Annotated in this window: 15 protein-coding genes; 13 read left to right on the top strand and 2 right to left on the bottom strand. The window is 64.4% G+C overall.

Annotation, left to right across the window (positions count from 1 at the left end; translation table 11 throughout):
- The 8 genes from ACQ5ID_RS01620 to ACQ5ID_RS01585 all read left to right on the top strand — a co-directional run bounded on the left by ACQ5ID_RS01620 (position 1) and on the right by ACQ5ID_RS01585 (position 10,991).
- On the top strand, positions 1–261 hold the full coding sequence (locus ACQ5ID_RS01620; protein ID WP_429910730.1) for an ACT domain-containing protein: 261 nt from the start codon (positions 1–3) through the stop codon (positions 259–261).
- A complete protein-coding gene (locus ACQ5ID_RS01615) occupies positions 258–1,859 on the top strand; it encodes a 2-isopropylmalate synthase (protein ID WP_429910729.1) in 1,602 nt (533 codons plus the stop codon). Before ACQ5ID_RS01620 ends, ACQ5ID_RS01615 begins: the two co-directional genes overlap by 4 nt.
- A gap of 10 nt (positions 1,860–1,869) precedes the next feature.
- Complete coding sequence (locus ACQ5ID_RS01610) at positions 1,870–2,844, top strand: branched-chain amino acid transaminase (RefSeq protein WP_429910728.1); 975 nt, start codon at positions 1,870–1,872, stop codon at positions 2,842–2,844.
- Positions 2,822–4,255 (top strand): 3-isopropylmalate dehydratase large subunit, encoded by a 1,434-nt coding sequence (gene leuC, locus ACQ5ID_RS01605; protein ID WP_429910727.1) that lies wholly within the window; start codon positions 2,822–2,824, stop codon positions 4,253–4,255. The genes ACQ5ID_RS01610 and leuC overlap by 23 nt, the downstream gene beginning before the upstream one ends.
- Positions 4,245–4,823, top strand: a complete 579-nt coding sequence (gene leuD / locus ACQ5ID_RS01600) for a 3-isopropylmalate dehydratase small subunit (RefSeq protein WP_429910726.1) — start codon at positions 4,245–4,247, stop codon at positions 4,821–4,823. The genes leuC and leuD overlap by 11 nt, the downstream gene beginning before the upstream one ends.
- 101 nt (positions 4,824–4,924) lie before the next feature.
- A complete protein-coding gene (leuS, locus tag ACQ5ID_RS01595; RefSeq protein WP_429910725.1) occupies positions 4,925–7,615 on the top strand; it encodes a leucine--tRNA ligase in 2,691 nt (896 codons plus the stop codon).
- 74 nt (positions 7,616–7,689) lie between these two features.
- On the top strand, positions 7,690–9,414 hold the full coding sequence (locus ACQ5ID_RS01590) for a carboxylesterase/lipase family protein (protein WP_429910724.1): 1,725 nt from the start codon (positions 7,690–7,692) through the stop codon (positions 9,412–9,414).
- Between the two features lie 74 nt (positions 9,415–9,488).
- Positions 9,489–10,991, top strand: a complete 1,503-nt coding sequence (locus tag ACQ5ID_RS01585; protein ID WP_429910723.1) for a flavin-containing monooxygenase — start codon at positions 9,489–9,491, stop codon at positions 10,989–10,991.
- On the opposite strand, the gene ACQ5ID_RS01580 is transcribed toward ACQ5ID_RS01585, so the two are convergent.
- A complete protein-coding gene (locus tag ACQ5ID_RS01580) occupies positions 10,992–12,362 on the bottom strand; it encodes a DUF1254 domain-containing protein (RefSeq protein ID WP_429910722.1) in 1,371 nt (456 codons plus the stop codon).
- A gap of 134 nt (positions 12,363–12,496) precedes the next feature.
- Here ACQ5ID_RS01580 and ACQ5ID_RS01575 point away from each other — a divergent pair, with 134 nt between their 5' ends.
- From ACQ5ID_RS01575 to ACQ5ID_RS01565, 3 genes are all read left to right on the top strand, one after another.
- The gene (locus ACQ5ID_RS01575) at positions 12,497–14,320 is read left to right on the top strand and encodes an ABC-F family ATP-binding cassette domain-containing protein (RefSeq protein ID WP_429910721.1); all 1,824 of its coding nucleotides are present in this window, start codon (positions 12,497–12,499) and stop codon (positions 14,318–14,320) included.
- A 71-nt stretch (positions 14,321–14,391) separates the two neighbouring features.
- Entirely contained in the window at positions 14,392–15,531 is a 1,140-nt protein-coding gene (gene proB / locus ACQ5ID_RS01570) for a glutamate 5-kinase (RefSeq protein ID WP_429910720.1), read from the top strand.
- A complete protein-coding gene (locus ACQ5ID_RS01565) occupies positions 15,528–16,793 on the top strand; it encodes a glutamate-5-semialdehyde dehydrogenase (protein WP_429910719.1) in 1,266 nt (421 codons plus the stop codon). Before proB ends, ACQ5ID_RS01565 begins: the two co-directional genes overlap by 4 nt.
- Here the strand turns inward: ACQ5ID_RS01565 and bioB are convergent.
- Positions 16,790–17,767, bottom strand: a complete 978-nt coding sequence (gene bioB / locus ACQ5ID_RS01560; RefSeq protein WP_429910718.1) for a biotin synthase BioB — start codon at positions 17,765–17,767, stop codon at positions 16,790–16,792. The genes ACQ5ID_RS01565 and bioB overlap by 4 nt on opposite strands.
- Here bioB and ACQ5ID_RS01555 point away from each other — a divergent pair.
- Together ACQ5ID_RS01555 and ACQ5ID_RS01550 are read left to right on the top strand one after the other, a co-directional pair.
- A complete protein-coding gene (locus ACQ5ID_RS01555; protein WP_429910717.1) occupies positions 17,766–18,212 on the top strand; it encodes a VanZ family protein in 447 nt (148 codons plus the stop codon). The two genes, bioB and ACQ5ID_RS01555, sit on opposite strands and share 2 nt — an antisense overlap.
- Positions 18,209–19,033, top strand: coding sequence for a heme-dependent oxidative N-demethylase subunit alpha family protein (locus ACQ5ID_RS01550; RefSeq protein ID WP_429910716.1), 825 nt, complete (start codon positions 18,209–18,211; stop codon positions 19,031–19,033). Before ACQ5ID_RS01555 ends, ACQ5ID_RS01550 begins: the two co-directional genes overlap by 4 nt.
- Position 19,034: the final 1 nt, after the last annotated feature.

The following is a 19,034-nucleotide window of genomic DNA, read 5'->3' as shown; positions in this document are numbered from 1 at the left end:
ATGACCACACAGATCGATATCGATTTCCTGCCCGCAGAAGGGGCCGTGGTGCGTCTTATCGGCCTTGTAGAACGCCGTGGCTATGAGCTGGATGCGGTAAACTATGCGCCCGCCGCCGGCGCGCACACGCTCAGCATGACCGTGCGCGCACGCCCCGGCCTGCGCCGGATCGAGACGCTGAAAGCCCAGATCGCGCGCGTCTACGGCGTCGTGTCGGTGAACGAGATAACGGCGGTACCCAGACTGGAAGCAGCATCATGACCCGGCAGATCATCATATTCGATACCAGCCTGCGCGATGGCGAACAGGCACCCGGCTTTTCGATGAACGAGACCGGCAAGCTGGCCATGGCCAGAGCGCTGGCGGCCCTGAATGTTGATGTCATCGAGGCTGGCTTTGCGGCCGCTTCGCCCGGTGATGCCAGGGCCATTGCCCGCATCGCTGCCGAAATTGAAGGCCCGTGCATCTGCTCGCTGGCACGGGCGTCGACAACCGATATCGATGCGGCGGCAGAGGCCCTGAAAGCTGCGCCCAGAAAGCGCATCCATGTCTTCCTTGGCACCAGCCCGATCCACCGGGAATTCAAGCTGAAAATGACCCCGGCGGAGATACTCTCCGCCATCTCCGACATGGTCGCCCATGCGCGCACATATTGCGACGATGTGGAGTTCTCCGCCGAGGACGCGATCCGTACAGAGCCGGGCTTCCTCGTCGAGGCCCTGTCTACCGCTGCTGCTGCAGGGGCTACCACGCTCAACGTGCCCGATACGGTTGGCTATGCCACGCCCGAAGAGATCTACGAGCTATTCCGCATGCTGACTAAGAAGGTGACGCGCGAGGAGGACGTTATCTTCTCGGCCCATTGTCACAACGATCTGGGCCTGGCGGTTGCCAATTCGCTGGCAGCGATCCGGGGCGGGGCGCGTCAGGTGGAGTGCACCGTCAACGGGATTGGCGAACGGGCCGGCAATGCTGCGCTGGAAGATATCGTGATGGCCATCCGTACACGGCGTGACGCGATGGGTGTCAGTACGGCCGTCAACACGCCGGAAATCATGTCGGCCAGCCGCACCCTGTCGCGCATCACCTCCACCCATCCCCCGCGCAACAAGGCGATTGTGGGGGCGAATGCCTTCGCCCATGAGGCCGGCATTCACCAGCATGGCATGCTGATGAACCGCGAGACCTACGAGATCATGAAGCCGGAAGATGTGGGCTGGCCATCCAGCTCGCTGGTACTGGGCAAGCATTCGGGCAAGCACGCGCTGGCGGCCCGCGCCGCCGAGCTGGGCTTCAAGCTGGATGACGAGGCGTTTGCGCGCGCCTTTGCCGAGTTCAAGCGTGTCGCTGACGAGATCGGTACGGTCGATACGGCGCATCTCGCGGCCATATTGTCGCGCAGCGAAGGCGTGTCCGATGACGAGCTGTGGACGCTGTCGCGCGTGGAAATCCGCGCGCCGCTGGCCTCCAATGCCGAGCCGGTTGCCCGCGTGGAGCTGGACCATCCGCGCCGGGGCCGGGTGACCGATGTCGCCGCAGCGCCCGGCGCCATGGACGCGGCCTTTCTGGCAGTAAGCCATATTATCGGTGTCGCGGCCAGCGTTGAGTCTATCGATATGCGCTACATCGCGGCTGAAGCCGAAGATTCAGGCAGCAAGGCCCAGATCGCCGATGTGCTGATTGAAATGTCAGTCACCAGCAGCGGTGAAAGCTTTACCGGGCGCGCGCGTAACCGCGATATCCTGCCCGCCTGTGTTGGCGCGTATATAGATGCGCTGTGCAATGCCAGCGCCGTAGCCCGCCATCGCGCGGGCAACGGCTCCGATCATCCAGCGGCCAATGGTGTCGCAGCAGAATAGGAATACGCCGATGAGCATTCAGGAAGTCGAACACATCTGGCACAACGGCCAGCTTATACGCTGGCAGGACGCCCAAGTGCATGTGCTCACCCACGCGCTGCACTATGGCACCTCGCTGTTTGAGGGTATTCGCGTCTATGACACGCCGGACGGGCCGATGGGTTTCCGCGTGCATGATCACATGCAGCGCCTGGTGGATTCGGCCAAGATCTACGGCATCGAGCTGGACTATGACGCTGAAGCGCTGACCAAAGCCTGTCTGGATACGGTAGCCGCCAATAATCTGCGTTCTGCCTATATCCGCCCCGTGGCGTTCCTGGGCTATGGCTCGATCGGTGTTGCGCCGCTGACCCTGCCGCCGGTGGAAATCTACATGGCCGCTTTCCCATGGGGTGCATACCTCGGTGACGAGGGCCGCACCAAGGGCGTGGATGTCTGCGTCTCCTCCTGGAACCGGCTTGCGCCCAATACGGCTCCGACCGGTGCCAAGGCGGGCGGCAATTATCTCTCCAGCTTCCTTATCTCGCGCGAAGCCAAGCTGAACGGTTTTGCCGAAGGCATTGGTCTTGATACCGAAGGCCGCCTCTCTGAAGGCGCAGGCGAGAACATTTTTGCGGTGAAAGATGGCCGCATCCTCACCCCGCCGGCAGCCTCGTCCATCCTGCAGGGCATTACGCGCGACAGCATCATCAAGCTGGCAAAGGCCGAAGGCATTGAAGTCGTCGAGCAGGCTTTGCCGCGCGAGATTCTCTACCTCGCCGACGAGATTTTCTTCACTGGCACGGCGGTCGAGCTGACCCCTGTGCGCTCGGTCGACCGCAAGCCCACCCGTGCAGGCGGCCCCGGCGAGATCACCAAATGCCTGCAGGACCGTTTCTTCGGCCTGTTTGAGGGGCGCACGCCCGACCGTTGGAACTGGCTGGACCCGGTTCCCGCCACCACTACTGACAAGGAAGCCGGAAATGGAACGCGCATCGCCGTCTGAACCGCGCACGCTGTTCGACAAGCTGTGGGACAGTCATATCGTCATGCCGGAAAGCCCTGAGGCACCGGCCATGCTTTATGTTGACCTTCACCTTGTGCATGAGGTGACGAGCCCGCAGGCTTTCGCGATGCTGGACGAGCGGGGGCTGAAGGTGCGTGCGCCGTCACGCACCTACGCCACGCTCGACCATTCCACACCCACCACGCCGCGCAGGAAAGGTCAGCGCCCGGCCTATATCAGCCCGGCGGCCAGGGCGCAGGTGGAGCGTCTGGAAGAGAACTGTGCGCGGCACGGCATTCCGCTGGCGGGCTGGGGCAGTTCAGACCGAGGCATTGTCCATGTGATGGGGCCGGAACTGGGCCTGACCCAGCCCGGTATGACCATTGTCTGCGGTGACAGCCATACCTCCACCCATGGCGCATTTGGCGCTCTGGCCTTTGGCATCGGCACCACCGAAGTCGCCCATGTGCTGGCCACCCAGACCGTACTCCAGCGCAAGCCGAAGACGATGAAGGTCCATGTCGATGGCCGCCTGCCCTATGGCGTCGGTGCCAAGGACCTGATCCTGGCCATCATCGCAAAGCTCGGCGCGGGCGGTGCCTCCGGCCACGTCATCGAGTATTGCGGCCCGGCCATCGAGGCGCTCTCCATGGAGGGGCGCATGACGGTCTGCAACATGTCGATCGAGGCGGGCGCGCGCGCCGGTCTGATCGCGCCCGACGAGGTGACGTTCGCCTGGCTTTCGGGCCGGGAGTATGCGCCCAAGGGCGCCGCCTTCGAGGCGGCCCGCCTGAAATGGAAGCAATTGCGCAGCGATTCCGGTGCCGGCTTTGACCGCGAGGTGCGTGTCGATGCCAGCCGTCTCGCCCCGATGGTCACCTGGGGCGCATCCCCGCACATGGCCGCGCCCGTGGACGCGATGGTCCCGGCTCCCGCAACCGCCGACGATGTGAAAGCGCTCGCATGGATGGGCTTTACGCCGGGCGAAACCCTGATGGGCGAGGCGGTCCACACCGTCTTTGTCGGCTCCTGCACCAATGCGCGCCTGTCCGATTTGCGTGAGGCCGCCTTCATCATGGCCGGACGCCATGTGAAGCCCGGCGTGCGCATGCTGGTTGTTCCGGGCTCAGAGCGCGTGCGCAAGGCGGCAGAGGCCGAGGGGCTCGACGCGATCTTCCGCACCGCAGGCGCGGAATGGCGCGAACCAGGCTGCTCCATGTGCATCGCCATGAATGGCGATAGCGGCAGGCCGGGAGAGCTGGTCGTTTCGACCTCGAACCGCAATTTCGCCGGTCGGCAGGGCCCCGGCGTGCGTACCGTCCTGGCAAGCCCGGCGACCGCCGCTGCCGCCGCCGTTGCCGGTGCGATTACCGATCCGCGCAAGATGATGGAGATGTGTGGTGCAGCGTGAACCGATAAGTGAAATCCGCTCGCGCAGCTTTGCCTTGCAAGAGCACAATATCGATACCGACCAGATCATCCCGGCCCGCTTCCTGACCACCACAGAGCGCGGCGCGCTGGCCGATGCCTGCTTTCGCGACTGGCGCTTCGACGGGGCGGGAAAGCCTACCGATCACCCGCTGAACGCGGTTGAGACCGAAACCCATTCCGTTCTCATCGCGGGGGATAATTTCGGCTGTGGCTCCTCGCGCGAGCACGCGCCCTGGGCCTTGCGTGACTTTGGCGTGCGCGCCGTCATCACCACGCGCGCGGGCGATATCTTCAAGGCCAATGCGGCCAATAACGGGCTGGTCGTGGCCGAGATTGATGCCGAGGCGCATGCAGCACTACTGGAGCGGACAGGCGAGGAAGTGACTGTAAGCCTCGCCGATATGAGCGTGACCAGCGGCAATGTGCGCGCCGGTTTCACGCTGGAGCCGTTTGCCCGCACCTGCCTCATTGAAGGCCATGATGCGCTCGGCTTCCTCCTGGCGCGCGAGGATGCCATTACCCGCTTCGAGCAGGTCAGCGCGGCCTGAGAGCGGCGCTGCCCGTCAGGGCTTTGCCAGAAACGCTGGAGCCTAGTAGAAGCGGCGGTTCATCCGCCGCTTCGCCTGTTTTCAAAGAAAGTTGCCCGCCCGTGTGCGACACCTACGATTTCACCGCGATTGAAACCAAATGGCGCCAGCTCTGGGCTGAGCGGGACACGTATCGCACGCCGGACCCCAAGCTCGGCGACAAGACCTTCTACGTGCTCGACATGTTTCCCTATCCGTCGGGATCGGGCCTGCATGTCGGCCATCCTGTGGGCTATCTCGCGACCGATATCGTGGCGCGCTACAAGCGCATGGCGGGCTTCAACGTGCTCCACCCGATGGGCTGGGACAGTTTTGGCCTGCCCGCCGAACAGCACGCGATAAAGACCGGCGAACACCCGGAAGTTTCCACCACCAAGAATATCAAGACCTTCCGCCGCCAGATGGATCTGCTGGGTCTGGGCTATGACTGGAATCGCGAGATCACCACCTCAAAGCCGGACTATTACAAATGGACCCAGTTCATCTTTGTGCAGATGTACGAGGCGTGGTTCGACAAGGATGCCAACAAGGCCCGTCCGATTGCTGAGCTGCCTATCCCCGACGATGTGAAGGCCGCAGGCAAGCTCGCCATTCAGGAATATCAGGATGCGCGCCGTCTGGTGTATTTCGACGATGCGCTGGTCAATTGGTGCGCGGAGCTTGGCACCATCCTCTCCAATGAAGAGGTGTTCGACGGCAAGTCCGAGCAGGGTTTTGACGTGGTACGCGTGCCGATCCGTCAGGTGAAGATGCGCATTACGGCGTACACGGAGCGTCTGCTGGCGGGTCTTGAGGGGCTCGACTGGCCCGAAGGCATCAAGGACAGCCAGCGCAACTGGATCGGCCGGTCGGAAGGCGTCGAAATCCGCTTTGCGATCGAGGGTTCAGACGAGACCGTCACCACGTTTACAACGCGCGCCGACACGCTCGCGGGCGTCACCTTCCTCGCGCTCGCGCCGGAACATCCGCTGGTCGCCAGCCTGGTGCCTGCCAGCCATCGCGCGGAGGTGGACGCCTATTGCGAGGCAGCGGCCCGCAAATCCGATCTCGACCGCACGGTGGATGCCGAGAAAACGGGCGTGTCTTCAGGTCTTTACGCCATCAACCCGGTGTCGGGCGCGAAAGTGCAGATCTTCGTCGCGGACTATGTGCTGCCCGACTATGGCACCGGCGCGGTGATGGGCGTGCCAGCCCATGATGAGCGCGATTTTGCCTTTGCGAAGAAGTATGGCCTGCCTGTCGTGCCGGTTATTGATCCGGGTGCTGACATCCCTGTGCGCGAGGCCGTGCTGAAGGGCGAAGCCTGCTGGACCGAAGACGGCATCATGCTCGACCCGCCAGCCGGAACCGAAGCCGGTCTCTATCAGGCTGGCCAGCGCTGGCGCGATGCACGCGAGGCGGTCGCCGACTTTCTTTCTGCCCGGAGCCTCGGCAGGCGCGTTGTCAGCTATAATCTGCGCGACTGGATATTCTCCCGTCAGCGCTATTGGGGCGAGCCAATCCCGATCATTCACTGGGAAGATGGCACACGCACCAGCCTTGATGTGTCAGAGCTGCCGCTGACCCTGCCCCATGTCGATGACTACAAGCCGACGAGCTATGACGCGCCTGCGCTGGCGCGCGCGCCCGGCTGGGTGGAAGTGACCGACCCGAAGACCGGCATGAAGGGGCGGCGCGAGCTGAACACCATGCCGCAATGGGCCGGCTCGTGCTGGTATCCGCTGCGCTTCATGGACCCGAAGAACGCTGATGCGCTGGTTGATCCGTCCAAGGAGAAAGCGTGGGGGGCGGTTGATCTCTATGTGGGCGGCGCCGAGCATGCGACGCTGCACCTGCTCTATGCGCGCTTCTGGTATCTGGCGCTCCATGATCTGGGCGTCATCTCGACGGCCGAACCGTTCAGCAAGCTCGTCAATCAGGGCATGCTCACCTCCTTTGCCTACCAGAATGCGCGCGGCGTTATCCTGCCCGTGGACGAGGTTGAGGAGCGCGGCGAGGGGCAGTTTGTCCACGTGCCGACAGGGGACAGGGTTGAGCGCATTGGCGCGAAAATGTCGAAATCCCTGCGCAATGTGGTGACGCCGGACGACGTGGTGGCGCAGTACGGATCGGACGCTTTCCGGGTCTGCCTGATGTTCATGGGGCCGGTCGAGGGCGGGCGTGTCTGGGAAACCGAGAAGGCCGCCGCCTCGCTCAAATTCCTGCGCCGGGTCTGGAACTATGCGATGTCCGGTATCGCCAGCCCGGCAGAAGAAGAGGCGTCTGCTGTTACCATCGCAGTCGGCAAGCTGGTCGAGGCGGTGACGGAGGATCTGGAGAATCTCCGCCTCAACACCGCCATTGCCGAACTGATGAAATTCCTCAACGCGGTAGAGGGTCAGCCTGTCACCATGGACGGACTATTGACCTTCCTGCGTGTGCTCGCGCCTTTCGCCCCGCACATGGCAGAGGAGCTGTGGGAGCGCGCCGGGCAGACGGGCAGCGTCTTCCATGCTGACTGGCCAAAGGCCGATGCCGACATGCTGCGCGCGGCGGTGGAGACCATCGAGATCGTCGTGCAGGAGGGCGGCAAGAAGCGCGGCTCTGTTCACCTTGCTCCGCAGGCGGACGATGAAGCTGTTCGAGCGGCCTCCATCGCCATGCTGAAGGAAACGGGCCGGGATGTATCCGGTCTCGACCCGGCCCGCATCATCGTCGTGCGTGACAAGAAGACGGGCTGGGTGCGGCTGGTGAACATTCCTAAAACCGGATAGCGCCAGAACGCGCTTGCAGGAGCGCGCGCGCACGCTCTACCCTCATTCGCGAACTGGAAATCGGGGAGGGTTTCATGCGGCATATATGGCTGGGTGTGTTGGGCGCATTGGCGCTATCGGCGTGTACGGGAAGTGCAGAGCAGCGCCCGCCCGAACCGCTGGAGGCAACCCTTCGCACAGTAGAGCAGGGCGAGCTGATCGGCTTCCAGCATTCGCCCGGCGCGTGGGCCTGGCGCGGTGTGCCCTTTGCCGCTGCGCCTGACGGCGATCTGCGCTGGCGCGCGCCGCGTCCCGCTGCGGATTTCAATGGCCGCTTCGAGGCGCTGGAGCACCCTGAGCCCTGCCCGCAATTTACCAGCGCGCTTCAGGCATCCTCAGGCGTCACACCCGGCCAGCTCGTCGGCAGCGAGGACTGCCTGCGCCTCGATATTTACGCTCCGGAAGGCGCAAGCGCGGACAATGCTGACCGTCCGGTCATGGTCTGGATTCATGGCGGGGCCAATGTCTGGGGCTTTGCCGGACAGTATGACGGCGCGCAGCTGGCCAAAGACCAGGATGTGGTCGTGGTCGCCATCCAGTACCGGCTGGGCCCGCTCGGATTCTTCGCGCATGACGCCATCCGCAATGATGCCGTCGACCCACGCGACGCGGCGGCCAATTTCGCGCTTCTGGACCAGATTGCGGCGCTTGAATGGGTGCGGGAGAACGCGGCCCAGTTTGGCGGCGATGCCGGCAATGTAACCATTTTTGGCGAAAGCGCAGGCGGGCATAATGTGGCCGGGCTGCTGGCCTCGCCGCTGGCGTCGGGCCTGTTCCACCGTGCCATCATCCAGTCGGGCAGCTTTGACAGTGTCAGCTGGGAGGTGGCCAGCGGGGCCGAACCCGGCCAGCCTAACGCGTCTGATGAAGTCGCGCTTCGCATCGCCGGAGACGGCTATAATGCTGCCGCCCTGCGCGCCGCTGATCTGGAGACCGTCTTCAACGCCTATCGCGGGGAGGATGGCGCCCCCTTCCTCAACCTGCCGCGCATGATCGAGGACGGGGTGACGATCCCGCGCGATGGTCTCGCCAACGCCTTTGCCTCACCCGATACGTTCAACGCGGTTCCGGTCATCACCGGCACCAACCGGGACGAGATGAAGCTGTTCAATCTCTTCAGCGATGATCTGGTGAAGCGCTATTTCGGCGTCATCCTTATCAGCCGGGACGCAGCCTTCTATGACGCCATCTCGGACTATCAGAGCCGGGTATGGCGCATCCTCGCCGTGGACCAGTCTGCGAGTCTCATGCGGGCCGGCGGACATGGCGATGTCTGGGCCTACCGGTTTGACTGGGATGAGCAGGGCCGGGCCCTGTTCGTGATGGACCTCTCCCATCTTCTGGGCGCGGCCCACGCCATCGAGATACCGTTCGTCTTCAATCATTTCGACTTCTTTGGCCGCCTTGATGGCGCGATGTTCAATCGCAGCAATGCCAGCGGCCGCGAAGCGCTGGCCGCTGCCATGGGTGCCTACTGGGCCGAGTTTGCCCGCACCGGCGAGCCGGGAACGGGCGGGCCGACCAATCTGCCCTATTGGGAGCGCTGGGATGAGGGCGGTGTCCTGATGCGCTTTGACAGCCCGGAGGCGGGCGGTCAGGAGATCATCACAGGCACGGACAGCTTTGACGCGCTGGAGGCTGATCTCGCTGCGGATACGCGGCTGGATGATGCGCAGCGCTGCACGGTTTTCGAGGCGATGGCCGCCTGGCGTCCGCGCGGCAGTCTTGACGCGATGCGCCAGCGCCTGGGCTGCGGCTGACCTTCGAGCCTCTTGCCAGAGGGAAGTGAACGGTGTTCACTTTTCTCCGGCAGAGGGTTCGGAGACAATGCGTCATGGCGGATAATCAAGCGCAGAACGTGGACGTGCTGATCGTCGGGGCCGGGATTTCCGGTATTGGCGCGGCCTGGCATCTCCAGCACCGCGCACCCGGCCAGAGCTATGCCATCATTGAGGCGCGCGGGCAGATTGGCGGCACCTGGGATTTGTTTCGCTATCCCGGCATACGCTCCGACTCCGACATGTACACGTTCGGCTATAATTTCCGCCCCTGGGTGGACGGCAAGGTGTTTGCCGACGGGCCGAGCATTCGCCGCTATGTCACCGATACCGCGCGCGAGGCCGGGATTGACCGGCATATCCGCTTCAATACGCGCGTCATATCAGCCAGCTGGGATAGCGGGCCGGCCCGCTGGACGGTGACAGTGGAAGGGCCGGAAGGCCGCCAGGCGCTCACCGCCCGCTTCCTCATGGTGTGCTCTGGCTATTACCGCTACGAGCAGGGCTATATGCCCGAGTTTGAGGGGCTGGCAGACTTTGCTGGCGAGATCATCCACCCGCAAAAATGGCCTGAAGACCATGATTATGCGGGCAAGCGCGTGGTGATTATCGGCTCTGGCGCAACGGCGGTGACGCTGGTGCCGGCCATGGCGGAGAAAGCCGCGCATGTGACCATGCTACAGCGCTCGCCAAGCTATATCGCGGCGCGTCCCTCACGCGATGCTGTGGCCGATGCGTTGAGGAAAATCCTGCCCGGACGGCTCGCCTACGCGCTCTCGCGGGTGAAGAATATCGGGCTCTCCATGTTCTTCTTCCAGCTATCGCGCGTCTGGCCGGGCTTTGTGAAGCGGGGCGTCATCAAGGCGATACGCGCAGAGCTGGGCGAGGATTTCGATGTCGAGCGCCATTTCTCGCCCCACTATAATCCGTGGGACCAGCGCTTCTGCCTCGCGCCTGATGGTGATTTCTTCGACGCGCTTAAGGGGAGCAAGGCCAGCATCGTCACCGATCATGTCGAACGCTTCGAGAAGGGCGGCATCCGCCTGAAATCCGGCGAGCTGATCGAGGCTGATCTCATTATCCCGGCCACGGGGCTGGAAATGCAGGTCGGCGGCGGCATGGATATCAGCGTGGATGGCGAGAGCGTGGTGCCTGCTGGCAAGATCACCTATCGCGGCATGATGCTCTCCGGCGTTCCCAATGCCGCTCTGGCGTTTGGCTACACCAATGCCTCATGGACGCTGAAGATTGATCTCACTGCCGAACGGGTCTGCCGCCTGCTGAATCATATGGAGCGGCAGGGCCATGATTACTGCGTGCCGGTGCCGCCTGACGGGATCGAGCTGGCACCGCTGCTCGATTTCTCGTCCGGCTATGTCCAGCGCGCCCTGCCACACCTGCCCCGGCAGGGGACGAAAGCGCCCTGGCGCACCTATCAGAACTATGTGCAGGACATGCTGACCATACGTTATGGCCGCCTCGAGGACGGGCATTTGCGCTTCCGCAAGGCGAAAGGCGATGCCAGCGTGGCAGACCCGGTTGCCCGCGCTGCCGAGTAATCAGTCCAGCCGTTCCACGGGCGGCATCGTCCACTCACCATCCAGCACGCTGTCCTGCGGCCAGTAGAGGCGGGCGAGCAGGGTGAAATGGCCGCTCTGCGGTGCGGGCAGCCAGTTCGCCTCACGGCCCTCTTCTGGCGGGCCGGCATGAATGTCGAGCGTGATGCTGCCATCCTCATCGGCCACCAGCGCGTTCCGGCTGGTCAGGGCGTAGCGGTTCTGCGCATTGGCGATGAAATAGCCATCGGCGTCATAGAGCGTGACCGACCAGAACCCGTTGACCGGGGGCATGGCATCGGCTTCAAACCGGATCTGGTAGCGCTGTCCGCCCTGCAGGGGCTCGCCAGATGAATCGGTGCTGGCGGAGGGATAAACAGCGTCTTCGGGGAGGTTTGCGCCAAGGCCATAGAGCGCCACTCCGGCCCGGTAGGCATGATCGCTCCCATAGCGGCCAATATGGTCATCGGGAATAACCCAGCCCTCGGCCCGTGATGGCCCTTCGGCCAGACGTTCACGCGCTGCCGCCACACCGCGCAACATCACCTGCATGGCCAGAATTCCGTATTCGGACCAGTCGACAGTGTCGCCGGGGCCAGCGCCGAGCGCGCGCATCCGGGCCAGCGCCTCGCGATCAGTCTCGGCAGGGGGATTATCTGCCATCAGCTGGCCCAGCCGGGTAAAGAAGTCCGGCGCATCCATTTCGGCCACCCTGGCTGGCGGCGCAGGCAACGTTGTTGTGGATGCTGGCCGCTCCAGCGTCACACCATGGCCTCCCGGCATGGCGCGATACGGGTAGAGCCGCAATCCGTCCTGCAGCCGGTGTACGGCTGGCAGATCATCCGGTCCACCGATCTCGATCCGGCCCAGAAGCCACACCATGCGGGTTGGCGAACGGTAAAGCGCCATGCCTTCCGGCGCGCTTCCCTCAAAATCCGGCCCGGCAATCAGTATGCTGACACTGCCATCGCCCAGCGTGCGTACACCCGGATCGGCAAACACATTGGTCCAGGCATCCATGCCCTGAAACAGCCAGTAGCGTCCGTCCATCGCCGGGACGTCGAGCTGCATGGGAGTGCTGCCCAGCTCCAGCCAGGCCAGCGAATACAGCGTATCGACATTGGGACGCACCACGGCGGTGAACCCCGCCTCCGGCAGGCTGCGTATATGCGCCAGCCGGTTCGGCGGCAGCCCGCCCCGCTCGATCACATCGCGCCGGGTCTCATCCATCAGCACCAGCGGATACCCGTAAATATAGGATTGGCCCGCGGCCTGCCCCAGCTCCTGCAGGGTCAGCTCAAGCGGGTTGCGGGTCGACCATACCCAGCCCATCGCCAGCGCGCCGACAAGGGCGCTGACGATGATGGTGGCCATCAATATCCGGCGGCGTCTGCGGTAAAAGGCCAAACGCATTCCTCCAGCCTGCCCAGGGGCAAGCATCGCGCGCTCCGGCAGGGCAGCGCAAGGGCGCTGACAGGCCAATCGCTTTGCGTTATCGCACACACACCATGGCACCACCGCTTCTCACCTTGCAGGACATAAGCCTGAGCTTCGGGGTCACGCCCCTGCTCACGGGCGCGGAACTGATCGTCGCGCCCGGCGAGCGCATCTGCCTTGTCGGGCGGAACGGCTCAGGCAAGTCCTCCCTGATGAAGATCGCCGCCGGGCTGATCGAGGCAGATGCAGGCGAGCGCTTCATCCATCCGGGCGCGACGGTGCGCTACCTGCCGCAGGAGCCGGACCTTTCCGGCTTCGAGACAGCTCTGGCCTATGTCGAGGCCGGGCTGACGCCGGGCGATGACCCGTGGCGCGCCCGCATGCTGCTCGAAGCGCTGGGGCTGACCGGCGAGGAAAACCCGGCCCGCCTGTCAGGCGGGGAGGCGCGCCGGGCGGCGCTCGCCCGCACGCTGGCACCCGAACCCGATATCCTCTTTCTTGATGAGCCGACCAACCATCTCGATCTCCCGGCTATCGAGTGGCTGGAAGAAGAGCTCTCGCGCACGAAAAGCGCGCTGGTGCTGATCAGTCACGACCGGCGCTTTCTGGAGAATCTCTCCCGCGCCACCGTCTGGCTGGACCGGGGCATCGCCCGGCGGCTCGACAAGGGGTTTGCCCATTTCGAGGACTGGCGCGACGAGGTGCTGGCGGCAGAAGAGCTCGAACAGCACAAGCTCGCCCGCCAGATCGCGCGCGAGGAAGACTGGATGCGCTATGGCGTCACCGCCCGGCGCAAGCGCAATGTCCGCCGTGTGGATGAGCTCAAGGCCCTCAAAGCCCGTCACCGCAGCCATTCCGGCCCGCAAGGCAATGTCGCTCTGGAAGCCTCTGATGCCGAACAGTCCGGCAAGCGCGTTGTCGAGGCGAAGAACATCTCCAAGCGCTTCGGTGACCGTGTGGTGGTGCGCGATGTCTCGGTGCGCATCCTGCGCGGCGAACGTATCGGCTTTGTCGGCCCCAATGGCGCGGGCAAGACCACGCTTCTCAACATGCTGGTGGGTAATCTCGAACCCGATACCGGCACCGTTCAGCTGGGTGCGGGTCTGCAGATCGCCCAGCTGGACCAGAAGCGCGCGCAGCTCAAACCCGGCTGGACGCTGGCCGAGGCGCTGACCGGTGGCGGCGGTGACCATGTCGAGATCAACGGTCAGACGCGCCATATCGCTGCGTGGATGAAGGACTTCCTCTTCCGCCCTGAACAGGCCCGCACGCCGGTCCATGTGCTCTCTGGCGGCGAGCGCGCACGGATCATGCTGGCCCGCGCGCTGGCCCTGCCCGGCAATGTCATGGTGCTCGACGAGCCGACCAATGATCTTGATCTGGAAACGCTGGACCTGTTGCAGGATCTGATTGCCGATTATGCCGGCACCGTGCTGCTGGTCAGCCATGACCGTGATTTTCTCGACCGCACGGTGAACCGCACAATCGCCTATGAACGCGATGGCAACTGGCAGGTCTATGCGGGCGGCTATTCCGACATGGTGGCCCAGCGCGGCGAAGGCGTACGCGCGCGCAGCCAGCAGGAGCACCCCGCAAAGCCCGCCGCACCAGTTTCTGCGAAATCACCAGCCTCGGTGCCGCCACAGCAGCGCGCCAAGCTGTCCTTCAAGGACAAGCATGCGCTTGAAACCCTGCCCGGCGAGATCGAGGCGCTGGGGAGCAAAATTGCCAAGCTGGAAGCTGAACTCGCCGATCCGGCGCTGTTCTCGCGCGATCCGGACCGATTCCATGCCGCCAGCGGCGAACTGGCGAAGGCCAGCGAAGAGCGCGAAGCCAAGGAAGAACGCTGGCTGGAGCTGGAAATGCTGCGCGAGGAACTGGAAGCCGGGCGCTAGCCCTGCTCATTGCGCAATGCTGCGCCTGCGATATGGTGTCCCGGATTATTGGGTCTGAAGGATAATATGCCGTGGCTGCGTCCGCATCCGAGCTGATTTCCGGTGTGCGCCGCGCCGTCGTGAAAATCGGTTCCTCCCTTCTCATTGATGCGCATACGGGCGGCCCGGACACGGCCCGTTTCGAGGCGATTGGCGGAGCGCTGGCGCGCTGGCGTGCGCGCGGCATCGAAACCGTGCTGGTATCCTCCGGCGCGGTGGCGCTGGGCCGCAAGCGGCTGAACCTGCCCGCCGGCAAGCTGGCGCTCGACCAGAAACAGGCGGCCGCAGCCGCAGGCCAGACCGCCCTGATGATGGCGTGGAATGCCGCGCTGGAACCCCATGGCATGCCCGCCGCGCAGGCGCTTCTTACTTTTGATGACATGGAAAGCCGACGCCGCTGGCTCAATGCCCGCGCCACGCTGGATGCGCTGCTGGCTGCCGGTGCACTGCCCGTCATCAATGAGAATGATACGGTCGCCACAGCCGAGCTGCGCTATGGCGATAATGACCGGCTGGCCGCGCGCGTGGCGCAGATGTGCGATGCGGAACTCCTCGTGCTCCTGTCGGACGTGGACGGGCTTCACAGCGCTGATCCGTCCCGTGTTCCCGGCGCGCAGCTGATTGCCTATGTCGAGGCCATCACGCCGGAGATAGAGGCGCTGGGCGGGGAGCCGGGCAAGGCTGGCACAGGCACCGGCGGCATGGCGTCCAAGATTGCTGCTGCGCGCATCGCCGCGCGGGCCGGCATTGCCACCATCATCGCAGCCGGCGCCGAAGATGATCCGCTGGACAGGCTGAGCAGAGGCGCGCCGCACACGGTCTTTGCGCCGGAGACCTCGCGCACCAATGCCCGGCGCAACTGGATTTCCGGTGCGATAGCTCCGCGCGGAAAACTGCATCTCGATGACGGCGCAGCGCGCGCCGTGCGGTCCGGCAAGAGCCTGCTGCCTGCCGGGATTGCGCGGGTAGAAGGCGAGTTCTCGCGCGGCGAAACAGTGGCGCTGGCGGGCGGTGATGGCGCGGTGCTCGCCAAGGGAATTTCCGCCTACGGAGCAGAGGAATTGCGCCGGATTGCCGGCTTGCGCTCAGCCGATATCGAAGCGGTGCTGGGCTATCGCCGGGGCGTGGCGGCCATCCATGTCAACGATCTGGTGCTGGAGGATCAGGGATGAGCAAGTATCAGCCTGATTGGGCAAGCCGCGCGGGCGCGGACCTTCGCGCCGCTGCGCGCGCGCTGGCAGACACAAGCGCGGACAGGCGCACCGCCGCGCTTACCGCCATGGCCGATGCGCTGCAGGCAGCCTCGAAAAGTGTGCTGGCTGCCAATGCGGATGATGTGGCCCGCGCTCAAAGCAATGGCACCAGCGGCGCCATGCTGGACCGGCTGCGCCTCGACCCGGCAAGGCTTGATGGCATTGTCGAGGGTATCCGCGCCGTCGCCCGCCACCCCGACCCGATAGGGCGCGAGATCACGCGCTGGACGCGTCCCAACGGCCTCGTCATGGCGCAGGTGCGCGTCCCCATCGGGGCGATCGGTGTGATCTTTGAAAGCCGCCCCAACGTGGCTGCGGATGCGGCGGCCCTGTGTGTGCGTTCGGGCAATGCGGTGGTGCTGCGCGGCGGATCGGACGCAGCATCCAGCGTCGCCGCGATATTGGATGCTCTGCGTGGCGGATTGGGCGAGGCGGGCCTGCCGCAAGCCATCATCACCACGCCGCCCGGTACTGACCGCGCCTATGTCGGTGACATGCTGGCCGGGATGGATGGCGCGCTGGATCTCGTCATTCCGCGTGGCGGCAAGGCGCTGGTCAAACGCGTGCAGGAAGAGGCGAGGGTGCCGGTGCTCGGCCATCTCGACGGACTCTGCCATGTCTATGTGGACGGCGCAGCGGACGCGGACATGGCCGAACGCCTGGTGGTGAACTCCAAGATGCGCCGCACCGGCGTGTGCAATGCCGCTGAATGCGTGCTCATCGACCGGCAGGCCGGCGAAGCGATGGTGACCCGCCTCGTATCCGCCCTACAGGCAGCCGGGTGCGAAGTGCGCGGTGACGCAGCGGTGCAGGCGCTCGCCCCGTCGGTAACGCCCGCCAGCCTTGAAGATTTCGACACCGAATATCTCGACGCCATCGTCTCCATGGCGCTGGTGGACGGGGTGGAAGGCGCGCTGGCTCATATCGCCCGCCATGGCTCTGGCCATACCGAGGCGATCATCACCGGCGACGAGACAGCAGCGCGCACCTTCCTCGCCCGCGTGGATGCCGGCGTTGTCATGCACAATGCCTCGACCGGCTTTTCAGACGGCGGCGAGTTTGGTTTTGGCGCAGAGATAGGCATTGCCACGGGCCGCATCCATGCGCGCGGCCCTGTGGGCGCTGATCAGCTCACCAGCTGGAAATACCAGGTCTTTGGCACGGGGCAGGTGCGAACCTAACGCGCTTCCAGCCCCAGCGTCTCGAACATCTGCGCATCGCGCGTCAAGGACGGGTTGGGCGTGGTCAGCAACTCCTCGCCAACAAAGATCGATCCGGCACCGGCCAGGATGCAAAGCGCCTGCAGCTCCCGGCTCATGCCTTCCCGGCCCGCCGACAGGCGCACCACCGAGAGCGGCATGATGATGCGGGCGGTGGCGATGGCGCGCACGAAATCAAGCCCGTCCAGCGGGGCAGACCCGGAAAGCGGCGTGCCAGACACCTGCACCAGATGATTGATCGGGACGCTTTCGGGATGCGGGTCCAGCCGGGCGAGCTCGGTCAGAAGACCAATACGGTCCTCCGCCCCTTCGCCCATGCCGATAATGCCGCCGCAGCACACCTTGATGCCCGCGCCGCGCACCCGTGCAAGTGTCTCTATCCGGTCTTCCCAGGTGCGGGTGGTGATGATCTTTTCGTAGTATTCCGGCGAGGTATCCAGATTGTGGTTGTAATAGTCGAGCCCGGCATCTTTCAGCCGTTCGGCCTGCCCCTCTTCGAGCATGCCAAGCGTCATGCAGGTCTCAAGGCCGAGCGCCTTCACACCCTCGATCATCTCGCAGATTTTCGGCTCGTCGCGTGTCTTTAGCGAGCGCCAGGCCGCGCCCATGCAAAACCGCGTGGCCCCGCCCGCCTTGGCCGCCCGCGCCTTTTGCAGCACGATTTCAGTGTCCATCAGCTTGGAGGCTTTAAGCCCGGTGTCGAACTTGGCAGACTGGTTGCAATACCCGCAATCTTCCGGGCATCCGCCCGTCTTGATGGAGAGAAGCTGGCTTTTCTGCACCTCGCCTGCCCGGTGGTGGAGGCGGTGGATTTCCCCCGCCGCATGCATCAGCTCGGCGAAAGGCGCATCATGGATCGCCTTGACCTCCTCGCGGGACCAGTCAGAACGGGGCGTGCCGGAAGCGCGAATCGTGTCGAGCAGTGAAAGCGTCATGATGTTAAACAAGTCCTCAGCTGATAAGGCCGGTACCCTAGGCGAGGGGTGCCGTAAGCCTCAAGTGCGCTGGGCGGCAGAACTCGCCGGATTCTTCCGCCCCTTCTGGCACTGGCTCTTTATTGCGGCGTTTCTCGTCACCTGCGTTTTTGCACTATGGCCCGGATACGCCAACCCGCCGACGCCTCTTGGATGGCATGTCGTCAACCATCTCATGGCCTTTGTGGTGCTGACCATGCTCGCCCGTGCGGCCTGGCCAGAGCTGCGCCGGATATGGCTGTTTCTCATTCTTCTGGCCTTTGGCGGACTGATTGAGCTTCTCCAGTCCCTGCCTTTCATCAACCGCTCAATGTCGCTCTATGACTGGGCGGTAGATGCGGTGGGCATCGTGCTGGGGCTGGTTCTGGTCTGGATCGCAGGCTGGATTGCCGGCGAACCCTGGTGAGCGGCCCGCGCCCGTCCCATACGCCCTGGCGTGATGGCCCGCCGCGCTTTGTTGTTGGTCTCAAACCCATTGATCCCGGCGCCTGGCTGGTCCCGGATACAGAAGCGGGCAGCCTGCCAGAGCGCCGCACCCTGCTGACAGACCGCGCCCTGACGAATTTTGAAGCGTCCGGCGCTGGCCCCGCTGCGCGTGAAGCGGCTGTGCTGGCCACCGGCCATCTGCATGACGCTGGCATGGACGCGCCCGAGCCGGAGGAGGGTTTGCCCGCACTCTGGCAGCTGGCCCATCATGTCAGCGATGATCTGGTGCTGATGATGCCGGGCAGGGATGGCTGGCAGGTGGGCGCGGCAGTGCTCACCTCGCCGACCTTCTTCTCCCTGCCTCATGCGGCCGGGAAAACGCTGCACGCACTCCACAAGCCCATCCCCGGCGGGGAGCTGCTGGCCACGCGCATTGCCCGCGTATTCGACCATGTCCGGCCCGGACAGGTGCTCGAACGCTTCAACTGGACCCTGCAGGCAGGTGATGACCGGTTCACGCCGGACGGCGCGCCCTTGCGCGCACGTGCGCTGGCGGCCAAGCCGGCCGAGGCGGAAACCCTCCTGCATGTGCGGGTAGAGCGCCAGACGATCACGAAGCTCGAAGACAGCGGCGCGGTCCTCTTCACCATCCGTATCTGCCTTGATCCGGTGGCGGCGCTGGACGCAAAAGAAAAGGCCGCCCTTGGGGCGGCCTGGCACGGTGCAGATGATGCCGCACGCGGCTACAAGAAATGGGCAGTGCTGGACCATCTGGTGGCCGCAGCACTGCCCGCTCCCTGAA

It is taken from the genome of Glycocaulis sp. (genome assembly GCF_050485565.1).
GTDB lineage: Bacteria > Pseudomonadota > Alphaproteobacteria > Caulobacterales > Maricaulaceae > Glycocaulis.
Note: the sequence above shows the minus strand (reverse complement) of the source record. Positions and strands in the feature narration are given on the sequence as shown.